Origin of the sequence: Actinopolyspora lacussalsi subsp. righensis (assembly GCF_900116555.1) — a bacterium.
Taxonomy (GTDB): domain Bacteria; phylum Actinomycetota; class Actinomycetes; order Mycobacteriales; family Pseudonocardiaceae; genus Actinopolyspora; species Actinopolyspora lacussalsi.
This window is the reverse complement of sequence record NZ_FPAT01000015.1, coordinates 13,133-30,791: the sequence shown is the minus strand read 5'-3', so window position 1 is coordinate 30,791 and position 17,659 is coordinate 13,133. Positions and strand designations below refer to the sequence as shown.

The window sequence follows — 17,659 nt, the reverse complement described above, 5'->3', positions numbered from 1 at the left end:
TCCCTCCGGAAAAACCGTGGGGCGGCCCCGAGTCGCTTCGGGGCCGCCCCACGAGGCGGCGAATCGTCCGAACGGCCCCTCATCGGGGTTCTCCGGTCGGGTCGTCGAGCTACTCGCTCGGCGGAACCTCCCGACGGCTCTCGCCGCGGGGGCCCGGCATCGGGTGAGCACTCAGCCCTTGGTCCAGGACATCAGGGAGCGAAGCCGCTTGCCGACCTCTTCGATCTGGTGCTCGTTGCCCGCGGCCTGCAGCTTGTTGAACTCGGGCCTGCCCGCTTCGTCCTCGGCCACCCACTCCTTCGCGAAGGAGCCGTCCCGGATCTCGGAGAGGACCTGCCGCATCGAATCCTTGACGTGCTCGTCGATGACCCGGGGACCGCGGGTGAGGTCACCGTACTCGGCGGTGTCACTGCAGGAGTACCGCTGTCCGGCGATACCGCCCTCCCACATCAGGTCCACGATCAGCTTCAGCTCGTGCAGCACCTCGAAGTAGGCGATCTCCGGCTGGTAGCCGGCCTCGACCAGAACCTCGAAACCGGACTGCACCAGCGCGCTCGTTCCACCGCAGAGCACGGCCTGCTCACCGAAGAGGTCGGTCTCGGTCTCCTCGGTGAAGGTGGTCCTGATGACACCGGCCCGCGCGCCGCCGATACCGGCGGCGTAGGCGAGTGCCAGCCGCTGCGCCTCGCCGCTGGGGTCCTGCTCCACCGCGATCAGGCACGGCACTCCCTTGCCGTCCACGAACTGGCGGCGCACCAGGTGGCCGGGCCCCTTGGGGGCGACCATGGCGACATCCACGTCGGAGGGCGGCTGGATCAGCCCGTAGCGGATGTTGAACCCGTGCCCGAAGAACAGCGCGTCCCCGCTGTTGAGATTGGGCGCGATGTCGTCGGCGTAGATCCGACGCTGCTTGGTGTCCGGCGCGAGGATCATGATCAGATCCGCCTCGGCGGCCGCCTCCGAGGGAGTGACCACCCGCAGCCCCTCCTCGGCGACCTTCTCGCGTGACTTGGAGTTCTCCGGCAGGCCGATCCGGACGTCGACACCGCTGTCCCGCAGGCTGAGCGCGTGCGCGTGCCCCTGGCTGCCGTAGCCGATGATGGCGACCTTGCGCGACTGCACCCGGCCGAGGTCGGCATCCGCCTCGTAGAAGATCTCAGTTGCCATTACCGTTCGTGTTCCTTTCTGTAGCGAATCCGCGCCGTACGCGGGTCAACGCACCGCGGTTGCCGTGATGGAGCGCGCTCCCCGACCGATGGCGACCATGCCGGACTGGACCATCTCGCGGACGCCGTAGGGCTCGAGCATGCGCAGCAGGGCGTCGAGTTTGTCGGTGTCCCCGGTGGCCTCGATGGTCAGCGCCTCCGGGGAGGCGTCGACGACCTTGGCCCGGAACAGCTGCACGGTCTCCAGGACCTGACTGCGCACCGAGGCATCGGCCCGCACCTTGACCAGCAGCAGTTCGCGCTGCACCGAGGACTCGGGCTCCAACTCGACGATCTTGATGACGTTGATCAGCTTGTTGAGCTGCTTGGTGACCTGTTCCAGCGGTTGCTCCTCCACCGAGACCACGATGGTCATCCGGGAGATCTCCGGGTGCTCGGTGGGACCGACGGCCAGGGATTCGATGTTGAAGCTGCGCCGGGAGAACAGTCCGGAGACCCGGGAGAGCACACCGGGGACGTTTTCCACCAGCACGCTGAGTGTGTGTCGACTCATCGGTGTGTTCACCCCTCGTCGTCGAACAGTGGGCGGATTCCGCGAGCGGCCATGATCTCGTCGTTGCCGGTGCCGGACGCGACCATCGGCCAGACCTGGGCGTCCTTGCCCACAACGAAGTCGATGACCACGGGTCGGTCGTCGACGGCCATGGCCCGCTCGATGACGCTGTCCACGTCGGAGGCGGCCTCACACCGCATTCCCACACCGCCGAGCGCCTCGGCCAGCATCGCGAAATCGGGAATCCGGTGGTTGTGGGTGCCGAGGTCACTGTGTGAGTAGCGCTCGGCGTAGAACAGGTTCTGCCACTGCCGAACCATACCGAGATTGCCGTTGTTGATGACGGCGACCTTGATCGGCAACTGTTCGATGGCGCAGGTGGCCAGTTCCTGGTTGGTCATCTGGAAACAGCCGTCGCCGTCGATGGCCCACACCTGCCGACCGGGGCTACCGGCCTTCGCGCCCATGGCAGCGGGCACCGCGTAGCCCATCGTTCCCAGGCCGCCGGAGTTGAGCCAGCTGCGGGGCCGCTGGTAGCCGATGAACTGGGCGGCCCACATCTGGTGCTGTCCCACCCCCGCGGTGTAGACGGCCTCGGGCCCCGCCAGAGCGCCGATGCGTTCGATCACGTACTCCGGCGACAGCGTGCCGTCCTCCGGCCAGTCGTAGCCCAGCGGGAAGCGGTCCCGCCAGTCGCCGAGCTGGCTCCACCACTGCGCGAGGTCGGGGGCGCCGTGCTCCGCTTCGGCGGTGTCCACGGCGTCGATGAGTTCGGAGATGACCTCCTTGCAGTCCCCGACGATGGGCACGTCGGCGACCCGGTTCTTGGAGATCTCCGCCGGATCGATGTCGGCGTGCACGACCTTGGCCTCCGGAGCAAAATCCGACAGCCGACCGGTCACCCTGTCATCGAACCGGGTTCCCAGCGCGAGCAGCAGGTCGGAACGCTGCATCGCGGCGACCGCCGAGACGGTGCCGTGCATGCCGGGCATGCCGAGGTGCAACGGGTGCGTGTCCGGGAACACGCCGCGCGCCATCAGCGTGGTCACCACCGGAATGCCGGTGCGCTCGGCGAGCTTGGTCAACTCCTCGGCGGCGTCGGCCTTGACCACACCGCCCCCCACGTACAGCACCGGCCGCTGCGCCGAGGCCATCAGCCGGGCCGCTTCCCTGACCTGCTTGCCGTGCGGTTTACCGACCGGGCGGTAACCGGGCAGCCGCTGCTCGGGGGGCCAGGAGAAGGAGGTGGCGAGCTGTTGCACGTCCTTGGGGACGTCGACCACGACGGGACCGGGACGACCGCTGGAGGCGATGTAGAACGCCTCCGCGATGGTCCGCGGGATCTCGTCGGGATCGGTGACCAGGAAGTTGTGCTTGGTGACCGGCAACGTGATGCCGCAGATGTCGGCTTCCTGGAACGCGTCGGTACCGATCTGTCCGGTGGACTGCTGCCCGGTGATCGCCACCAGCGGCACCGAGTCCATGTGCGCGTCGGCCAGCGCGGTGACCAGGTTGGTCGCCCCGGGACCGGAGGTCGCCATGCAGACCCCGGTCTTGCCGGTGGCCTGGGCGTATCCGGTAGCGGCGTGTCCGGCCGCCTGCTCGTGCCGAACCAGTACGTGACGAACCTTCGTCGAGTCCAGCAGTGGATCGTAGGTGGGCAGGATCGTACCGCCCGGGATACCGAACACCACTTCGCAGCCCACCGCTTCCAGCGAGCGGACGAGGGACTGCGCACCGGTGGCTCTTACCGGCGCCCCGTTGGGCGGAGCCGGTTTCGGACGTTGCCCCGGTGATGCCTCCGGGGCCGGATTCTGCCTGGTGTTGGCGCTGGTCATCGATTCTGCCTCGTGGTCGATGAATGGGGCCGGGCACGAAAAAACCCCCGCCGGCACAGGGCCGAACGAGGGTTGGCGCGTCGACGTTTCGTACTCCTCAGGCGTCGACGCGCCCGGAAAGTACGAGAATGTCGTTACTGCGCTGCATGGCTCGAACATTAGACCCGGCACGACAGTCAAGTCAAACCTACGGGAAGAACTTCCCGCATGGTGGACACCAACGGGTGACAGGGCGCGCGAAGCGGGCGGTCCCGGCGCACGGACGGAAGGGCTCCACCGGTAGCACCCACTCCCCGGAAAGGCGAACTGCGCAGCTGAGACCATCGAACGGTGAACGACTCCCAGGAAAACGATCGACCTTCCGGCCCGGAGGCGCGGGAGGAACCGCCCCGGCCGGAAACCACCGGGGCGGAGGAGCAGCGAGCGGACTCCCCGAACGAGTCCGGGACCGAGTCCGAAGCCGGACACGAGGCCGCACCCGAGGCGGGGGACACCGGCGGGACCGCGGCAGCGGCACCGGACGCCACGGCCGAGCGGGAACCGGAGCACCCGGAGAGCGACTCCGATCCCGCGGAGCACTCCGAACTACCGCCCCGCCTGGTTTTCCGGATCACGCGGGTGAGTCTGCTGGTGATCCTCGTGGTCGCGTTCTGCATCAGCCCGATGGCGGCGTCGTTGCCCCCGTTGTCGGTGCTGTACCTGATACCGCTGGGCCTGATCGTCTGGTTGGTTCGGACGCGCACCGTCGTCGACGAGTCCGGCATCACGGCGCGGAGCATCACCGGAACAACTCGGATGGACTGGTCCGACATCAGGGCGCTGCGACTCGACGAACGGCACTGGGTGCGCGCGGTGACCACTTCGGGCCGCGAGGTTCGGCTGCCCGCGATCCGGGTCCGGGACGTCCCCCGGCTGGCCGTGATGAGCCGCGGCCGGATACAGGACCCGAGCCGACCCAAGGACACCGACGGGGATTGACGCCGTGCGGCTTTCTCACTTTGTGGACACAACCAGGGCGCTCACGAATACGAGCGGCACCGGAGTAGTGTCGTGCTCACCGCGAACTCCCGGCGCCCACGAGGCGTGACCGCGTCCGCCCGCGCGGCGGCATTCCCACGAAGTGAGAGCTTTCAATCATGCCCGAGTTGCGTTCCCGAACGACGACACACGGTCGAAACGCCGCAGGCGCCCGCTCGCTGTGGCGTGCCACCGGAATGACCGACGGCGACTTCGGCAAACCGATCGTGGCGATCGCCAACTCCTTCACCCAGTTCGTACCGGGCCACGTCCACCTCCGCGACCTGGGCGAGGTGATCGCCGGAGCGGTCCGCGAGGCGGGCGGTGTCCCTCGGGAGTTCCACACCATCGCGATCGACGACGGCATCGCCATGGGACACAGCGGAATGCTGTACTCGCTGCCTTCCCGCGAGATCATCGCGGACTCGGTGGAGTACATGGTCAACGGGCACCAGGCGGACGCGCTCGTCTGTCTATCGAACTGCGACAAGATCACCCCGGGAATGCTCAACGCCGCCATGCGGCTGAACATCCCCACGGTTTTCGTCTCGGGCGGGCCGATGGAGGCCGGCAAGGCGGTCGTGGTCGACGGTGTCGCCCACGCTCCTACCGATCTGATCACCACGATCGCCGCGTCGGCGAACTCGGGGGTGGACGAGGAGGGGCTGAGCGAGGTGGAGCGCTCGGCCTGCCCCACCTGCGGTTCCTGCTCGGGCATGTTCACGGCCAACTCGATGAACTGCCTGACCGAGGCGCTCGGGCTGGCGCTGCCCGGCAACGGTTCGACACTGGCCACCCACCGGCTCAGGCGCGACCTGTTCGAGCGGGCGGGCCGCACGGTGGTCGAGATCGCCGAGCGGTGGTACCGGCACGACGACGAATCCGTGCTGCCGCGTTCGATCGCCGACGAGCGGGCGTTCGAGAACGCGTTGGCGCTGGACATGGCCATGGGCGGATCGACCAACACGGTGCTGCACACCCTCGCCGCCGCACGCGAGGGCGAGATCGACTTCACGCTCTCCGACATCGAGCGGATCAGCCGCGACGTCCCCTGCCTGGCGAAGGTCAGCCCGAACTCCAACTACCACATGGAGGACGTGCACCGGGCGGGCGGCATCACGGCCATCCTGGGTGAGCTCGACCGCGGCGGGCTGCTCAACCGGGAGGTCCGTTCGGTGCACAGCCCGAGCCTGGAGTCCTGGCTGTCCGAATGGGACGTGCGCGGCGAGAGCCCCGCCGAGCACGCCTCGGAACTCTTCCACGCCGCTCCCGGCGGAGTCCGCACCACGGAGGCGTTCTCCACGGACAACCGTTGGTCCACACTGGACACCGACGCGGCGGAGGGGTGCATCCGCGACGTCGCACACGCCTACACCGCCGACGGTGGACTGGCCGTGCTGCGGGGCAATCTGGCCGAGGACGGTGCTGTGGTCAAAACGGCCGGTGTCGACGAGGGACTCTGGATCTTCCAGGGGACGGCCCGGGTTCTGGAGAGCCAGGAGCAAGCCGTCTCGGCGATCCTGAACAGGGAGATCGAAGCGGGCGACGTGCTGGTGATCCGCTACGAGGGCCCGTCGGGTGGCCCCGGTATGCAGGAAATGCTGCACCCCACCGCTTTTCTCAAAGGCGCCCGGATGGACCGCGAGTGCGCACTGATCACCGATGGGAGGTTCTCCGGGGGAACCTCGGGCCTGTCCATCGGGCACATCTCCCCGGAAGCGGGCAACGGCGGCACGATCGGGTTGGTCCAGGACGGTGACGAGATCCGCATCGACGTGGGCGAGCGGAAACTCGAACTGCTGGTGGACGAGCGCACCCTGGCCGAACGCCGGGCCAAGATGGAAAGCTCCGAACACCCCTGGCAACCGGTGGACCGACAGCGCCGGGTCAGTACGGCGCTGCGTGCCTACGCGAGCCTGGCCACCTCCGCCTCCTACGGAGCCGTTCGGAGCATCGGCGGCTGAACCGGACGTGGCCGGCGGGTCCGGGCCCGCCGGCCACGATTCACCGGAACACGAAGAACACCACCGCGGCGGCAGCCACCGCCAGCAGCAGTCCCACGAAACCACTGGCGACCGGGCGTCGGAACCAGAAGCGCCCGTTGTCCGCCGCCACTCGTCCAGGCCCCGCGAACAGCAGCGCCAGGGCCACGACACCGAGCAACGCCGGATACTCGACACCGCCGTCTTCCAGGAAGAACCCGCTGGAACGCTGGACCACCACCGCGTTGAGCATCACACCGAGCAACCCCGCCGCGGCCAGCGGCGTGAACAGCCCGAGCAGCAACAGGATCCCCGCGCCGAACTCGACCCCACCCGTGACGGTGGCGAGCAGTTGCGGTTCTCGGAAGCCCATGTCGGACAGCATGTCCGCGGTTCCCTCCGGACCCTGCCCACCGAGCACGCCGAAGAGCTTCCGCGCACCGCGGGTGATGAACACGACCCCCAGCGCCAATCGCAACACCAGCAGCGCGAAGTCCGCACCGCCGTTCCAGCGACGCCGGTTCACCGAGTCGGCGAACTCGTCGTAGAGGTCGAGGTCGCGTTGCGAGGCGGGGTCTCCCACGTCGGTGTAGGCATCGTCGTCGTAGTAGTCGAGTTCGACGGATCCGGTACCGGTGGAACCGCCGTACGTGCGTGTCGAGACCTGTTCCCGCTCCGGAACGGTCCAGCCACCCTGCGGTTCCCGGACATCACGGTGATACTGATCATCGGGATACCCGCCCGCGGAATCGGGGCGGTCATCGTGGATTCGCACGGCGAAAGGCTAGGACATTCCCCACGAAATGTGCGAGCTTTTCGGAAAAATCGACGGCGGGAGCGCCGGGAGTGCTCGCGGCACTCACTCCGGGTTAACCGGTGACGCGATATGGTCTGCGACCGTGGCAGTCCGAACCGGCGACCGACACCAGCGCTTCCGTGCGCCGCGCCGATACGCGGCGGTCGGGACGGCGTTGGTCGCAGCCGTCCTGGCCGGTGGTTGCGCGGAGTTCCCCGACCAGCACCCGAAGCAGTGGCAGGAACAGCCCTCGTTGCGGCCGCAGGCCGGGCCGCAACCGCGCGCCGAAGAAGGTCAACAGCCTCCCGGGGCGGAGGACACCGAGACCTCGCCCTCCGAACAGGCCGAGCCGGACGGCTGCGACGACCCCGACCCCGCCGTCGTGGCGACCTGCCTCGGGGCGGTGGGGGACGTGGCCGTACTGCCCGGTGGCCGGGGTGCTCTCGTCGGTGAGCGCAAGACGGGCAGGGTCATGCTGGTCGAACGGGGCTCCGATCCCCGGCAGCTGGCCAGTGTCGACGTCGACGCCACCGGCGGTGGCGGACTCACCGGCCTGACTCTCTCGCCGAGCTATGCCGAGGACGGCCTCGCCTACGCCTATGTGACCACCCCCACCGACAACCGGGTGATCCGCATCGCGCCGGATGATCCTCCGGACCCCGTCCTGACCGGTATTCCGCGCGGTCCCAGCGGCAACGCGGGCGCCATCACGACGAGCGGCTCGGACGCGCTGCTCGTCGCCACGGGCAACGCGGGGTCCCCGGGCAGGACGGACGAACGCTCCGCGCTGACCGGCAAGGTGCTGCGGATCGACGCTTTCGGCGAGCCCGCCCAGGACAATCCCGACCCGGGTTCACCGGTGATCGCGGAAGGGCTGAGCTCGCCCGGCGGCGTGTGCACCCAACCGAACAGTTCCACTTTCTGGGTGACGGATCGGCGTGCCGAGCGGGACGTGCTGCTGCGCGGCTCACCCGACGAGGAACTGAGCGGCCCCAAGTGGTCCTGGCGGACGAGCCCCGGCGTGGCGGGCTGCGCCGCCGGCGGTGGGCTGATCGTGGTGGCACTGACCGACGCCTCGGCCGTCTACACCATGCGTCCCGGTCCGGAGGGAACGTTCACCGGCGAACCGGAACGGGCACTGGAGGACACCTACGGTCGGCTGCGCGCGGCCAGCAGCGGACCGAACGGACTGCTGTGGCTCGGCACCGCGAACAAGGCGGGCGGTGATCCCGTCTCCAGCGACGACAGGGTGATCCGCATCGAACCGCCCAACGGAGGGACAGCGGGCAAGGAGTGACCGTTTCCCGCGCCACGTGCGGCGGCGCGGGAAACGGTCACGCCGGTGCGCGCGTCACACCGGCCCGGTCCTCACTGCTGACCGCAGGCGGCCAGCACCAGTTCGCGGACCCGCTTGGCGTCCGCCTGCCCCTGGGTGGCCTTCATGACGGCCCCCACGATGGCGCCCGCGGCCTGCACCTTGCCGCCGCGGATCTTCTCCGCCGCGTCGGGCTGGGCAGCCAGGGCCTCGTCCACCGCGGCCTGCAACGAGGAGTCGTCGGAGACGACCTCGATGCCGTCGGCGGCGATCACCTCGTCCGGCTCGCCCCGGTCCTCGAGCACCCCGTCGATCACCTGGCGGGCCAGTTTGTGCGTGAGCTTGCCCTCGCCGACCAGCTCGATCACCCGGGCCACCTGGGCTGGTGTGACCGAGAGCTCCGCGAGCTCCACGCCGCGCTCGTTGGCGCGCTGGCTCAGGTAGGCGACCCACCACGAGCGCGCCTCCGAGGGCGAGGCACCGGCGTCCACGGTGGCCGCGACGAGGTCCAGCGCCGAGGCGTTGACCAGATCGCGCAGCTCCTCGTCCGACAGGCCCCACTGCTCCTGGACCCGCTTGCGCCGTTCCCAGGGCATCTCGGGAAGCGTGCCGCGCAGCTGCTCCACCCACTCCCGCGAGGGGGCGATCGGAACGAGATCGGGTTCCGGGAAGTAGCGGTAGTCCTCGGCCTCCTCCTTACGCCTTCCCGAGGAGGTCTCACCGGTGGACTCGTCGAAGTGCCTGGTCTCCTGGACGATCTCGGAACCGTTCTCCAGCAGGGACGCCTGCCTGCGCATCTCGAAACGCACCGCCCGCTCGATGCTGCGGAACGAGTTGACGTTCTTCGTCTCGGTGCGGGTGCCGAAACCGCTCTCCCCCTTCGGGGTCAACGAGACGTTGGCGTCGCAACGCAACGACCCCTGATCCATCCGAACGTCCGAAACGCCCATCGAACGCAGCAGATCCCGCAGCGCGGTCACGTAGGCACGAGCGATCTCGGGAGCACGTTCCCCGGCACCGGTGATCGGCTTGGTGACGATCTCGATGAGCGGAACACCCGCACGGTTGTAGTCCAGCAGCGAGTGCTCGGCACCGTGGATCCTGCCGGAGGCACCGCCGACGTGCGACGACTTGCCGGTGTCCTCCTCCATGTGGGCCCGTTCGATGCCCACCCGGAAGGTCTCACCGTCGTCGAGCACGACGTCGAGACCACCGTCGAACACGATCGGCTCGTCGTACTGCGAGGTCTGGAAGTTCTTGGGCATGTCCGGATAGAAGTAGTTCTTCCGCGCGAACCTGCACCACTCCGCCACCTGGCAGTCCAGGGCCAGACCGATCCTGATGGCCGACTCCACGGCCGAGCCGTTGACGACCGGCAACGCGCCCGGCATACCCAGGCACACCGGGCAGACCCGCGTGTTCGGCTCGGCGCCGAACTCGTTGGCGCAACCGCAGAACATCTTGGTGGCCGTGGAGAGCTCGACGTGCACCTCCAGCCCGAGCACCGGGTCGAAACGTCGCAGAACCTCGTCGTAGTCCATGATCTCGGCGACAGCTGTCATTCCCGTTCCGCCTTACGTACCTCGCGAACGGCCAACGCCACTCCGGTGATCAACCCGAGAACGGTGACGATCGCGTCCGCCATCACCAGTCGATCGTTGTCCTCGCGCGCCTGGCGGATCTTGCCACGCAGACCGATGCCGCGGGACAGCTCCGCGCCGACGGCGAGCAGGGCTCGCAACTTGGGATTCATCAGGCGACCTCCAACCGTGGGACACGGTCGAGCAGGGAAACTTCCGAAGCCGCGTCGCGTGCCGCCTCGTAGGCCGCACCCACGCGGTAGAGCCGGTCGTCGGCCATGGCGGGTGCCATGATCTGCAGACCGACGGGCATACCGTCCTCGGTGGAAAGCCCCGACGGCACGCTCATGGCGGCGTTGCCGGCGAGATTGCTCGGAATGGTGCACAGGTCCGCGCGGTACATGGCCATCGGGTCGTCGACACGTTCCCCGATGCGGAACGCGGTGGTGGGGGTCGTGGGCGAGACCAACACGTCCACCTGCCCGAAAGCGGCCTCGAAATCCCTGGTGATCAGGGTGCGGACCTTCTGCGCCTGGCCGTAGTAGGCATCGTAGTAGCCGGACGAGAGCGCGTAGGTACCGAGCATGATACGACGCTTGACCTCGGGGCCGAAGCCCTGCTCCCGAGTCAGCGACATGACCTCCTCGGTGCTGCGGGTGCCGTCGTCGCCGACCCGCAGCCCGTAGCGCATCGCGTCGAACCGCGCGAGGTTCGAGGAGCACTCGCTGGGCGCGATCAGGTAGTAGGCCCCGAGGGCGTACTCGAAGTGCGGGCAGGAGACCTCGACGACCTCGGCACCGAGCGAGGTGAGCGTGTCCACGGCGGTGCGGAACGAGTCCCGCACACCCTGCTGGTAGCCCTCGCCACCGAACTCGCGGACGACTCCCACGCGCACCCCGCGCAGGTCTCCGTCCGCTCCGTCCCGTGCTGCCGCGGTCACCTTCGGAACCGGCGCGTCCACCGAGGTGGAGTCCATCGGATCGTGCCCGGCGATGACCTCGTGCAGCATCGCGGCGTCCAGCACCGTACGCCCGCACGGCCCCGCCTGGTCCAGCGAGGAGGAGAACGCGACCAGGCCGTAGCGGGACACCCCGCCGTAGGTGGGCTTGACCCCCACGGTCCCGGTGACCGCGGCGGGCTGCCGGATGGAACCTCCCGTGTCGGTGCCGATCGCCAGCGGCGCCTCGAACGCCGCCAGCGCGGCCGAGGAGCCTCCCCCGGAACCACCGGGGATCCGGTCGGTGTCCCACGGGTTGCGGGTCGGGCCGAACGCGGAGTTCTCGGTCGACGAGCCCATGGCGAACTCGTCCATGTTGGTCTTGCCGAGGACCACCACACCCGCGTCGCGGAGCCTGGCCGCCACGGTCGAGTCGTACGGCGGTGTCCAGCCCTCCAGCATCCTGGAGCCGCAGGTGGTCGGCATGTCGGTGGTGGTGAGCACGTCCTTCAGCGCCAGCGGCACGCCAGCCAGCGGAGAGGCGGGAGTGCCGTTGGCACGCTGCTCGTCGGCCCGCCGGGCGGCGTCCAGCGCCGCTTCGCGGTCGACGTGCAGAAAGGCGTGCACCGCCGGTTCGATCGCCTCGATACGGTCCAGGTGCGCACGGGTGACCTCGACAGCGGACACCTCGCCCGCGGCGATCTTGGCGGCCAGTTCGGAGGCGGCGAGACCGGTGAGTTCGGTCGAACCAGGCCCGTCCGGGACTGATGTGGTCGAGGACATCACGCCTCCTCGTTGAGAATCCTGGGTACTCGGAACCTGTTTTCCTCGGTGGCGGGCGCCCCGGCGAGTGCTTCCCCGCGGGACAGCCCGTCGCGCACCTCGTCCGTTCGGAAAACGTTGGTGACCGGTACCGCGTGGGACGTGGGCGGTATCTCGTCGGCGGCCACTTCGCCGACCCTGGCTACCGAATCGAGGATCACGTCCAACTGGCCTGCGAACGTGTCGAGCTCCTCCTCGGATACGGCCAGCCGGGCGAGTCCGGCGAGGTGAGCCACCTCGTCACGGGAAATCGTGGACAATGCGCGGGCCCCCTGATCGTGTCCGGTTCGTTCGGGTATCCGGTCGCTTCCGGCTACCACGCGTGTTCGAGTCGAATGCCTGTACGCCACCCGCGCGGCGCGGAACGATCAGGGACGCGGGAACGGTGCCGACCGTCCCACTCCCGCTGATCACTGAACCGATTCGCTCGGGGCGCCGCCCAGGCTTCGAAAGGTGACAACGAGTCTATGGGCAGCGACCACGACCACCAACGGGTGGTCACACCCGGGCATCGGGATCGTTTCGGGCCGGTGTGCATCCAGCGGTGTCGTCCCCGGGGAACGTCGTGTCTGCCACAATTTGGCCGGTCCGCTCCACACGAGGGCCCCGAGCCGCTCGTGCGAACCGGTCCGGCGCGGACGGCGAGGTGCCGCGCACGATGTTGGAGGCGTGAGAACCGGTGTCCTTCCTCATCCGGGTCCAGGTTCCGGACCGTCCCGGCGCACTCGGGTCGGTGGCGAGCGCGCTGGGCGAGATCGAGGCCGACATCCTCAGCGTGGATGTGGTCGAGCGGAGCAGCGAGGCCGCCATCGACGACCTCATCGTGGAGCTTCCCTCCGGAAGGCTGCCGGACGTGCTGATCACGGCCGCGGAGTCGGTGGAAGGCGTTCGTGTGGACGCGGTGCGGCCCTATGCCGGCATACTGGACACCCATCGCGAGCTGGAGCTGGTCGAGGAGATCGCCGCGGAACCGGCGCGGGGACTCCAGCTGTTCGCCGAGGGCGTACCCCGGATCATTCGCTCGGGATGGGCGATGATCTTCGGTAACCGCGCGGGCGGGGCGGAGCACCTGGCGGCCAGCACATCGGCCCCGGAGGACGAATACCTGCGGTTACCGTGGATGCCGTTACCCAGGGCCACCGTGCTGGACGGGGACGAGTCCTGGGTACCGGACACCTGGAGGGAACTGGGCACCGAGCTGGCGGCCACGCCGATAGGCAAACCCGACCTGGTGCTGCTGGCAGGCAGGCCGGGCGGACCGATGTTTCGCACCTCCGAGGTCGCCCGGCTCGCGCACCTGGCGGGCATCGTCTCGGTGGTGCTGGACGGCTGAGCACGACCGTACCGCCCGGAGGGGACCACGAACGGTCGCGCGGAGGAACCGGTGATCCGGGCTAGCGCACGGCCGGGGAAGCGGGAGTCCGGAAGCCTCACCGGGCCGGATCAAGGGCGTAGGCGAGCAACCTGACGGCCGGGAAAGGCTCCCAGTCGTGCTCGGGAAGGCGGTGGAATCCCTTCCGCTCGTACAACCGGTGCGCGACCGTCATGGACCGGTTGCTGTACAACACGACCCGCTCCCAGGACTCCGCGGCCGCCAGCTCGATCACCCGGTCGACCAGAGCGGCACCCACACCGCTGCCCGCCGCTTCCGGGGCCACGGCCAACATCCGGAACTCCAGTTCGCCGGGACGCGCGAGCTCGGTGTACTCGCTGCCGTGGCGGGCCACCGTCACCGTGCCGCACACCTTGTCACCGTGCACCGCCACGAGCAGTTCCGCCTTGGCGGCGCGGTCGGCGGCGTCGCGGAGCGACGTGAGATAGTGCGTGTTCTCGGCGGGAATGTGCCCACCCTCCAGGTAGGCACGCGCCGTCAGCTCACCGACGGTGTCGAACTCGGCCGGCAGCGCCCGTCTGATGGTCACGCTCTCCATGCGGTCGATACTAGTGGCGCCCACGACGGTCGAGCGACGGACACCGCACCACTCGCTACTCCGGCTGTAGTGCCATCTCGGCCGCGGCCTCCGGCCCCTGCTCCAGCAGCACCCGAAATCCCTCCTCGTCCAGCACGGGGACACCGAGTTGGACCGCCTTGTCGTACTTGGAGCCGGGGGCATCGCCCACCACCACGAAAGCGGTCTTCTTCGACACGGAACCGGCGGCACGCCCGCCCCGGTTCATGATCCACTCCTTGGTCTCGTCCCGCGAGTAGGTGGGCAACGAACCCGTCACCACGATCGACAACCCTTCCAGGTTGCGCGGCACGGAGGTGTCACGCTCGTCGGCCATCCGAACCCCGGCGGCACGCCACTTGTCGACCACTTCGCGGTGCCAGTCGACGGTGAACCACTCCCGCACGGCACCGGCGATGGTCTCCCCCACGCCGTCCACGGCCGCGAGATCCTCCTCCGCCGCCGCGTCGATCGCGTCGACGGACCCGAACTCGCGCGCCAGTGCCTGCGCGGCGGTCGGGCCGACGAACCGGATGGACAGTGCGACCAGCACCCGCCAGAGCGGCTGCTGCTTGGCGTTCTCCAGACTGGTGAGCAGTTTCGCCCCGTTGGCCGTCAGACTCCCGTCCTTGGCCCGGAACTGCTCGGTACGCAGCAGTTTGTCCTCGTCGAGCAGGAAAACGTCCCCCTCGTCGACGACGACCCCGGCCTCGAGCAGCGCGGCGGCCGACTCGTAGCCGAGCACCTCGATGTCGAACGCTCCCCGCCCCGCCAGGTGGAACAACCGCTCGCGAAGCTGTGCCGGGCAGGAACGCGCGTTGGGGCAGCGGATGTCGACGTCGGTCTCCTTCTGCCGGTATAGCGTCCACCCGCACTCCGGACAGGTCTCCGGCATCACGAACGGGTACTCGTCGCCGTCCCGGGCATCGACCACCGGCCCCAGCACCTCCGGGATGACGTCACCGGCCTTGCGGATCACCACCCGGTCGCCGACCAGCACGCCCTTGCGACGCACCTCGTCGGCGTTGTGCAGCGTGGCCATCGACACCGTGGAACCTGCCACCTTCACCGGCTTCATCTCCGCGAACGGGGTGACCCGCCCGGTACGGCCGACGTTGACCCGGATGGCGACCAGCTCGGTGGTGGCCTGTTCCGGCGGGTACTTGTACGCGATGGACCACCGGGGGGCGCGGGAGGTGGTGCCGAGCCTGCGCTGCAGGGCCACGTCGTCGATCTTGATGACGATGCCGTCGATCTCGTGGTCCGCCTCGTGCCGGTGCTCTCCCCAGTAACGAACGTGCTCGGTCAGTTGCTCCAGCGAGGAGAGCACCACGGTGTGCGGGGACACCGGCAGGCCCCAGGTGCGCAGCGCCTCGTAGGCCGCCGACTGGGTGGGGGGCTCGAACCCGTCCCGCCTGCCGAGGCCGTGGCAGATCAGCCGGAGCGGGCGCTGCTTGCTGATCCGCGGATCCTTCTGCCGCAGCGAACCGGCGGCACCGTTGCGCGGATTCGCGAAGGCGGTTTTGCCCGCGTCCACCAGCGAGGCGTTGAGTTCGGCGAACTCGTCGAGCCGGAAGTACACCTCGCCCCTGATCTCGACCAGTTCCGGGACCGGGTACTCCGCGCCGCCGGTCAGCCGGTCCGGCACGTCCCGCATGGTGCGCACGTTGAGCGTCACGTCCTCGCCGGTCCTGCCGTCCCCTCGGGTCAGCGCCCGTTCCAGCCTGCCGTCGCGGTAGAGCAGGTTGACGGCCAGTCCGTCGATCTTGGGTTCGCAGAGGAAGGCGGGGTGGCTACCGGTCTCCCGTTCGACGCGGTTCACCCAGGTCGTGAGTTCGGAAATGTCGAAGGCATTGTCCAGACTCAGCATCCGTTCCAGGTGGTCGACGGCGGTGAACTCCGTCGAGAAGGTGCCGCCGACCTCCTGGGTCGGGGAGTCCGGGGTGCGCAGCGCCGGGTGTTCGTCCTCCAGCCGCTGCAACTCGACGAACAGCTCGTCGAACTCACCGTCGGTGATCACCGGAGCGTCGAGCACGTAGTACCGGAACTGGTGAAAACGCACCCGCTCCACCAGCTCGTCGTGCCGCTTCCTCGTCTCACGCGGGACGTCCTCGAGCCCCTCGGCCCGTTCGTCGGGCGCGGGCTCGGCCCCGGACTTTTCGACCTCGGTCTCTTCGGCCCGGGAGCCCGAAGGTTCCGCCTCCCGCGAAACGGCGGCGTCCGGTGCGGCGTGCTCGTGCGTGCGTTCCCTGGTCACGTCCCGAGACTAACCAGCACCGCCGACAACGGCGCGTTCGACCGGTGCCGCGTCCGCCTACTGCTCGGTGTCCGGTTCGGCGGAATCGGTCTCCCCGGTGTCGAAGGCACGAACCCGCTCGCGGAACGCGACCAGATCGACCGCGTTGGCGGGAAGCAGGTCGGCCGTCTCGACCCTGCCGATGCGATCGGCCGCCAACTTCTCCCCCAGCGCGGCGTGCAACGGCAGGAAGGTCAACGCCTCCCGTTCCTCATCGGCCAGTTCGGAGAAGCCGGGGTGGTAGACCGCGACGTCGATCAGGTTCCTGGTGTTGTCGAACTGCGCCGCGACACGCACCTCGTCCAGCTGGTAGCGCTTGCCACGGAGGTTGACGGTGACTTCCCTCGGATCGGGGACCGGAGGCACCGCGTCGTGGTACTCCCACAGTGAATCGGCGGCGGGCGCGGCCGCCTTCCAGGCATCGGTGTATACCCGCAGTTCGGGATCCGCCTGGGCGGTGATCACCAAGGCGTAGATGGCCTCGCTGCCGCGCTCGATCGAGAAGTTCAGTCTCGGATGCAGCAGCCCGACCGCTTCCGCGAGCTGGTGGTCGACACGTTGCGGCACACCGTCACCCAACGCGGAGCCCACCCGCGGCAGTAGCTCCTCCCAGCGGCGCCAGAACAGCTCCGCGCGGCGAGCGGCCTCGGCGGACTCGTCCCCCACCCGCGACGTCGCTTCCGCGGCCCGCCGTTCGAGCCCGAACAACCGACGCAGCAACCCCATCAAACTCTCCATCCCGCCGAACCGTGGAACAGCGAACCGATCTGGTGGGAGGCGGGACCGAGAACCACGTTCCCGCCCGTCCCCACCACCGGGCAGGTCAGGAACTGTCCGACGAACCACTCCGGGTCGGGCACGCATCCCGTGACACGCGCCGACAGCGCCAGCATGAGCGGCACACGCTCCGCCTCGTGCCAGGGTAGCCCGGCGCGTAACGACTCCAGATCGTCCGGGCGGGTTCCGGAGCGGTACTCGGGAAGCACGGGTTCGAAGAAGGTGCGCAACTCGCCGCCCACGGCGTGGGCGAATCCACCGGAACCACCGACGTCCCAGTACACCGAGACCAGTTCGCCGCCGGAACTGGCCTCGGCGAGCACCTCGTGCCGGATCCCCTCGAAACGGCTCTCCTCGGCGACGAGTGTCCACTCGCCCACCCGGCGGAGACCGATCAGGGACTGCTTGTCCGCACAGGCGAAGGACTCCTCGCAGAACTCCTCGAAGTTCCAGTGTCTGCCCCGGGTCGGATCGGCGCCGAAGGCTCGTGCCACCCGGAACACATCGGTTCCCCGAACCAGGGTCAGGCACGCCGCGTCCCGTACGGCGCTGTCGTGGATCCAACCGTGCCGATCGACTTCCGCGTTCCCGCTACCCACAGCTGATTTCCTATCACCATCGGGCGGTTCCA

At 68.8% G+C, this 17,659-nt stretch carries 15 protein-coding genes and 1 pseudogene; 4 read left to right on the top strand and 12 right to left on the bottom strand.

Annotated elements, in window-relative coordinates; genetic code table 11:
- Nucleotides 1-171 precede the first annotated feature (171 nt).
- The 3 genes and pseudogenes from ilvC to BM394_RS20725 all read right to left on the bottom strand — a co-directional run.
- Nucleotides 172-1,170 (bottom strand): annotated as a pseudogene (gene ilvC / locus BM394_RS20735) (ketol-acid reductoisomerase); the annotation flags it as partial.
- Between the two features lie 42 nt (nucleotides 1,171-1,212).
- On the bottom strand, nucleotides 1,213-1,719 hold the full coding sequence (gene ilvN / locus BM394_RS20730; RefSeq protein ID WP_092632302.1) for an acetolactate synthase small subunit: 507 nt from the start codon (nucleotides 1,717-1,719) through the stop codon (nucleotides 1,213-1,215).
- A gap of 8 nt (nucleotides 1,720-1,727) precedes the next feature.
- A complete protein-coding gene (locus BM394_RS20725; RefSeq protein ID WP_092981216.1) occupies nucleotides 1,728-3,557 on the bottom strand; it encodes an acetolactate synthase large subunit in 1,830 nt (609 codons plus the stop codon).
- 330 nt (nucleotides 3,558-3,887) lie between these two features.
- On the opposite strand from BM394_RS20725, the gene BM394_RS20720 reads away from it, so the two are divergent.
- Together BM394_RS20720 and ilvD are read left to right on the top strand one after the other, a co-directional pair.
- Nucleotides 3,888-4,535, top strand: a complete 648-nt coding sequence (locus BM394_RS20720) for a PH domain-containing protein (RefSeq protein ID WP_092981211.1) — start codon at nucleotides 3,888-3,890, stop codon at nucleotides 4,533-4,535.
- 158 nt (nucleotides 4,536-4,693) lie between these two features.
- Nucleotides 4,694-6,538: a dihydroxy-acid dehydratase gene (gene ilvD / locus BM394_RS20715; protein ID WP_092981208.1), complete on the top strand. Its 1,845-nt coding sequence runs from the start codon at nucleotides 4,694-4,696 to the stop codon at nucleotides 6,536-6,538.
- 40 nt (nucleotides 6,539-6,578) lie between these two features.
- Here ilvD and BM394_RS20710 read toward each other — a convergent pair whose 3' ends face one another.
- Nucleotides 6,579-7,331, bottom strand: a complete 753-nt coding sequence (locus BM394_RS20710) for a DoxX family protein (RefSeq protein WP_092981205.1) — start codon at nucleotides 7,329-7,331, stop codon at nucleotides 6,579-6,581.
- Between the two features lie 124 nt (nucleotides 7,332-7,455).
- On the opposite strand from BM394_RS20710, the gene BM394_RS20705 reads away from it, so the two are divergent.
- A complete protein-coding gene (locus tag BM394_RS20705; RefSeq protein ID WP_245780349.1) occupies nucleotides 7,456-8,649 on the top strand; it encodes a PQQ-dependent sugar dehydrogenase in 1,194 nt (397 codons plus the stop codon).
- Nucleotides 8,650-8,720: 71 nt separating this feature from the next.
- On the opposite strand, the gene gatB is transcribed toward BM394_RS20705, so the two are convergent.
- From gatB to gatC, 4 genes are read right to left on the bottom strand one after another with little or no spacing between them, the layout of a single operon-like run.
- Complete coding sequence (gene gatB, locus BM394_RS20700) at nucleotides 8,721-10,229, bottom strand: Asp-tRNA(Asn)/Glu-tRNA(Gln) amidotransferase subunit GatB (protein ID WP_092981201.1); 1,509 nt, start codon at nucleotides 10,227-10,229, stop codon at nucleotides 8,721-8,723.
- The gene (locus BM394_RS20695) at nucleotides 10,226-10,420 is read right to left on the bottom strand and encodes a hypothetical protein (protein WP_092928938.1); all 195 of its coding nucleotides are present in this window, start codon (nucleotides 10,418-10,420) and stop codon (nucleotides 10,226-10,228) included. Before BM394_RS20695 ends, gatB begins: the two co-directional genes overlap by 4 nt.
- Nucleotides 10,420-11,967 (bottom strand): Asp-tRNA(Asn)/Glu-tRNA(Gln) amidotransferase subunit GatA, encoded by a 1,548-nt coding sequence (gene gatA / locus BM394_RS20690; protein WP_092981198.1) that lies wholly within the window; start codon nucleotides 11,965-11,967, stop codon nucleotides 10,420-10,422. Before gatA ends, BM394_RS20695 begins: the two co-directional genes overlap by 1 nt.
- Entirely contained in the window at nucleotides 11,967-12,266 is a 300-nt protein-coding gene (gene gatC / locus BM394_RS20685) for an Asp-tRNA(Asn)/Glu-tRNA(Gln) amidotransferase subunit GatC (protein WP_092981317.1), read from the bottom strand. Before gatC ends, gatA begins: the two co-directional genes overlap by 1 nt.
- Before the next feature lie 419 nt (nucleotides 12,267-12,685).
- Here gatC and BM394_RS20680 point away from each other — a divergent pair, with 419 nt between their 5' ends.
- A complete protein-coding gene (locus tag BM394_RS20680) occupies nucleotides 12,686-13,339 on the top strand; it encodes an ACT domain-containing protein (RefSeq protein WP_092981196.1) in 654 nt (217 codons plus the stop codon).
- 97 nt (nucleotides 13,340-13,436) lie between these two features.
- On the opposite strand, the gene BM394_RS20675 is transcribed toward BM394_RS20680, so the two are convergent.
- Genes BM394_RS20675 through BM394_RS20660 form a run of 4 tightly spaced genes read right to left on the bottom strand, consistent with a single transcriptional unit; the run spans nucleotide 13,437 to nucleotide 17,627 of the window.
- A complete protein-coding gene (locus tag BM394_RS20675; protein ID WP_092981194.1) occupies nucleotides 13,437-13,937 on the bottom strand; it encodes a GNAT family N-acetyltransferase in 501 nt (166 codons plus the stop codon).
- A gap of 55 nt (nucleotides 13,938-13,992) precedes the next feature.
- Nucleotides 13,993-16,212, bottom strand: a complete 2,220-nt coding sequence (gene ligA / locus BM394_RS20670) for an NAD-dependent DNA ligase LigA (protein WP_092981191.1) — start codon at nucleotides 16,210-16,212, stop codon at nucleotides 13,993-13,995.
- A 57-nt stretch (nucleotides 16,213-16,269) separates the two neighbouring features.
- Nucleotides 16,270-16,977 carry a hypothetical protein gene (locus BM394_RS20665; RefSeq protein ID WP_092981188.1) on the bottom strand — a complete coding sequence of 236 codons (708 nt, stop codon included), beginning with the start codon at nucleotides 16,975-16,977 and terminating at the stop codon, nucleotides 16,270-16,272.
- Nucleotides 16,977-17,627, bottom strand: coding sequence for a DUF6461 domain-containing protein (locus BM394_RS20660; RefSeq protein ID WP_092981185.1), 651 nt, complete (start codon nucleotides 17,625-17,627; stop codon nucleotides 16,977-16,979). The genes BM394_RS20665 and BM394_RS20660 overlap by 1 nt, the downstream gene beginning before the upstream one ends.
- Nucleotides 17,628-17,659: the final 32 nt, after the last annotated feature.

Coding starts and splice junctions, on each gene's coding strand:
- BM394_RS20675 (WP_092981194.1), bottom strand. CDS start 13,937: ATGGAGAGCGTGACCATCAGACGGGCGCTGCCGGCCGAGTTCGACACC.
- gatA (WP_092981198.1), bottom strand. CDS start 11,967: ATGTCCTCGACCACATCAGTCCCGGACGGGCCTGGTTCGACCGAACTC.
- ilvN (WP_092632302.1), bottom strand. CDS start 1,719: ATGAGTCGACACACACTCAGCGTGCTGGTGGAAAACGTCCCCGGTGTG.
- BM394_RS20725 (WP_092981216.1), bottom strand. CDS start 3,557: ATGACCAGCGCCAACACCAGGCAGAATCCGGCCCCGGAGGCATCACCG.
- ilvD (WP_092981208.1), top strand. CDS start 4,694: ATGCCCGAGTTGCGTTCCCGAACGACGACACACGGTCGAAACGCCGCA.
- gatB (WP_092981201.1), bottom strand. CDS start 10,229: ATGACAGCTGTCGCCGAGATCATGGACTACGACGAGGTTCTGCGACGT.
- BM394_RS20665 (WP_092981188.1), bottom strand. CDS start 16,977: ATGGGGTTGCTGCGTCGGTTGTTCGGGCTCGAACGGCGGGCCGCGGAA.
- BM394_RS20695 (WP_092928938.1), bottom strand. CDS start 10,420: ATGAATCCCAAGTTGCGAGCCCTGCTCGCCGTCGGCGCGGAGCTGTCC.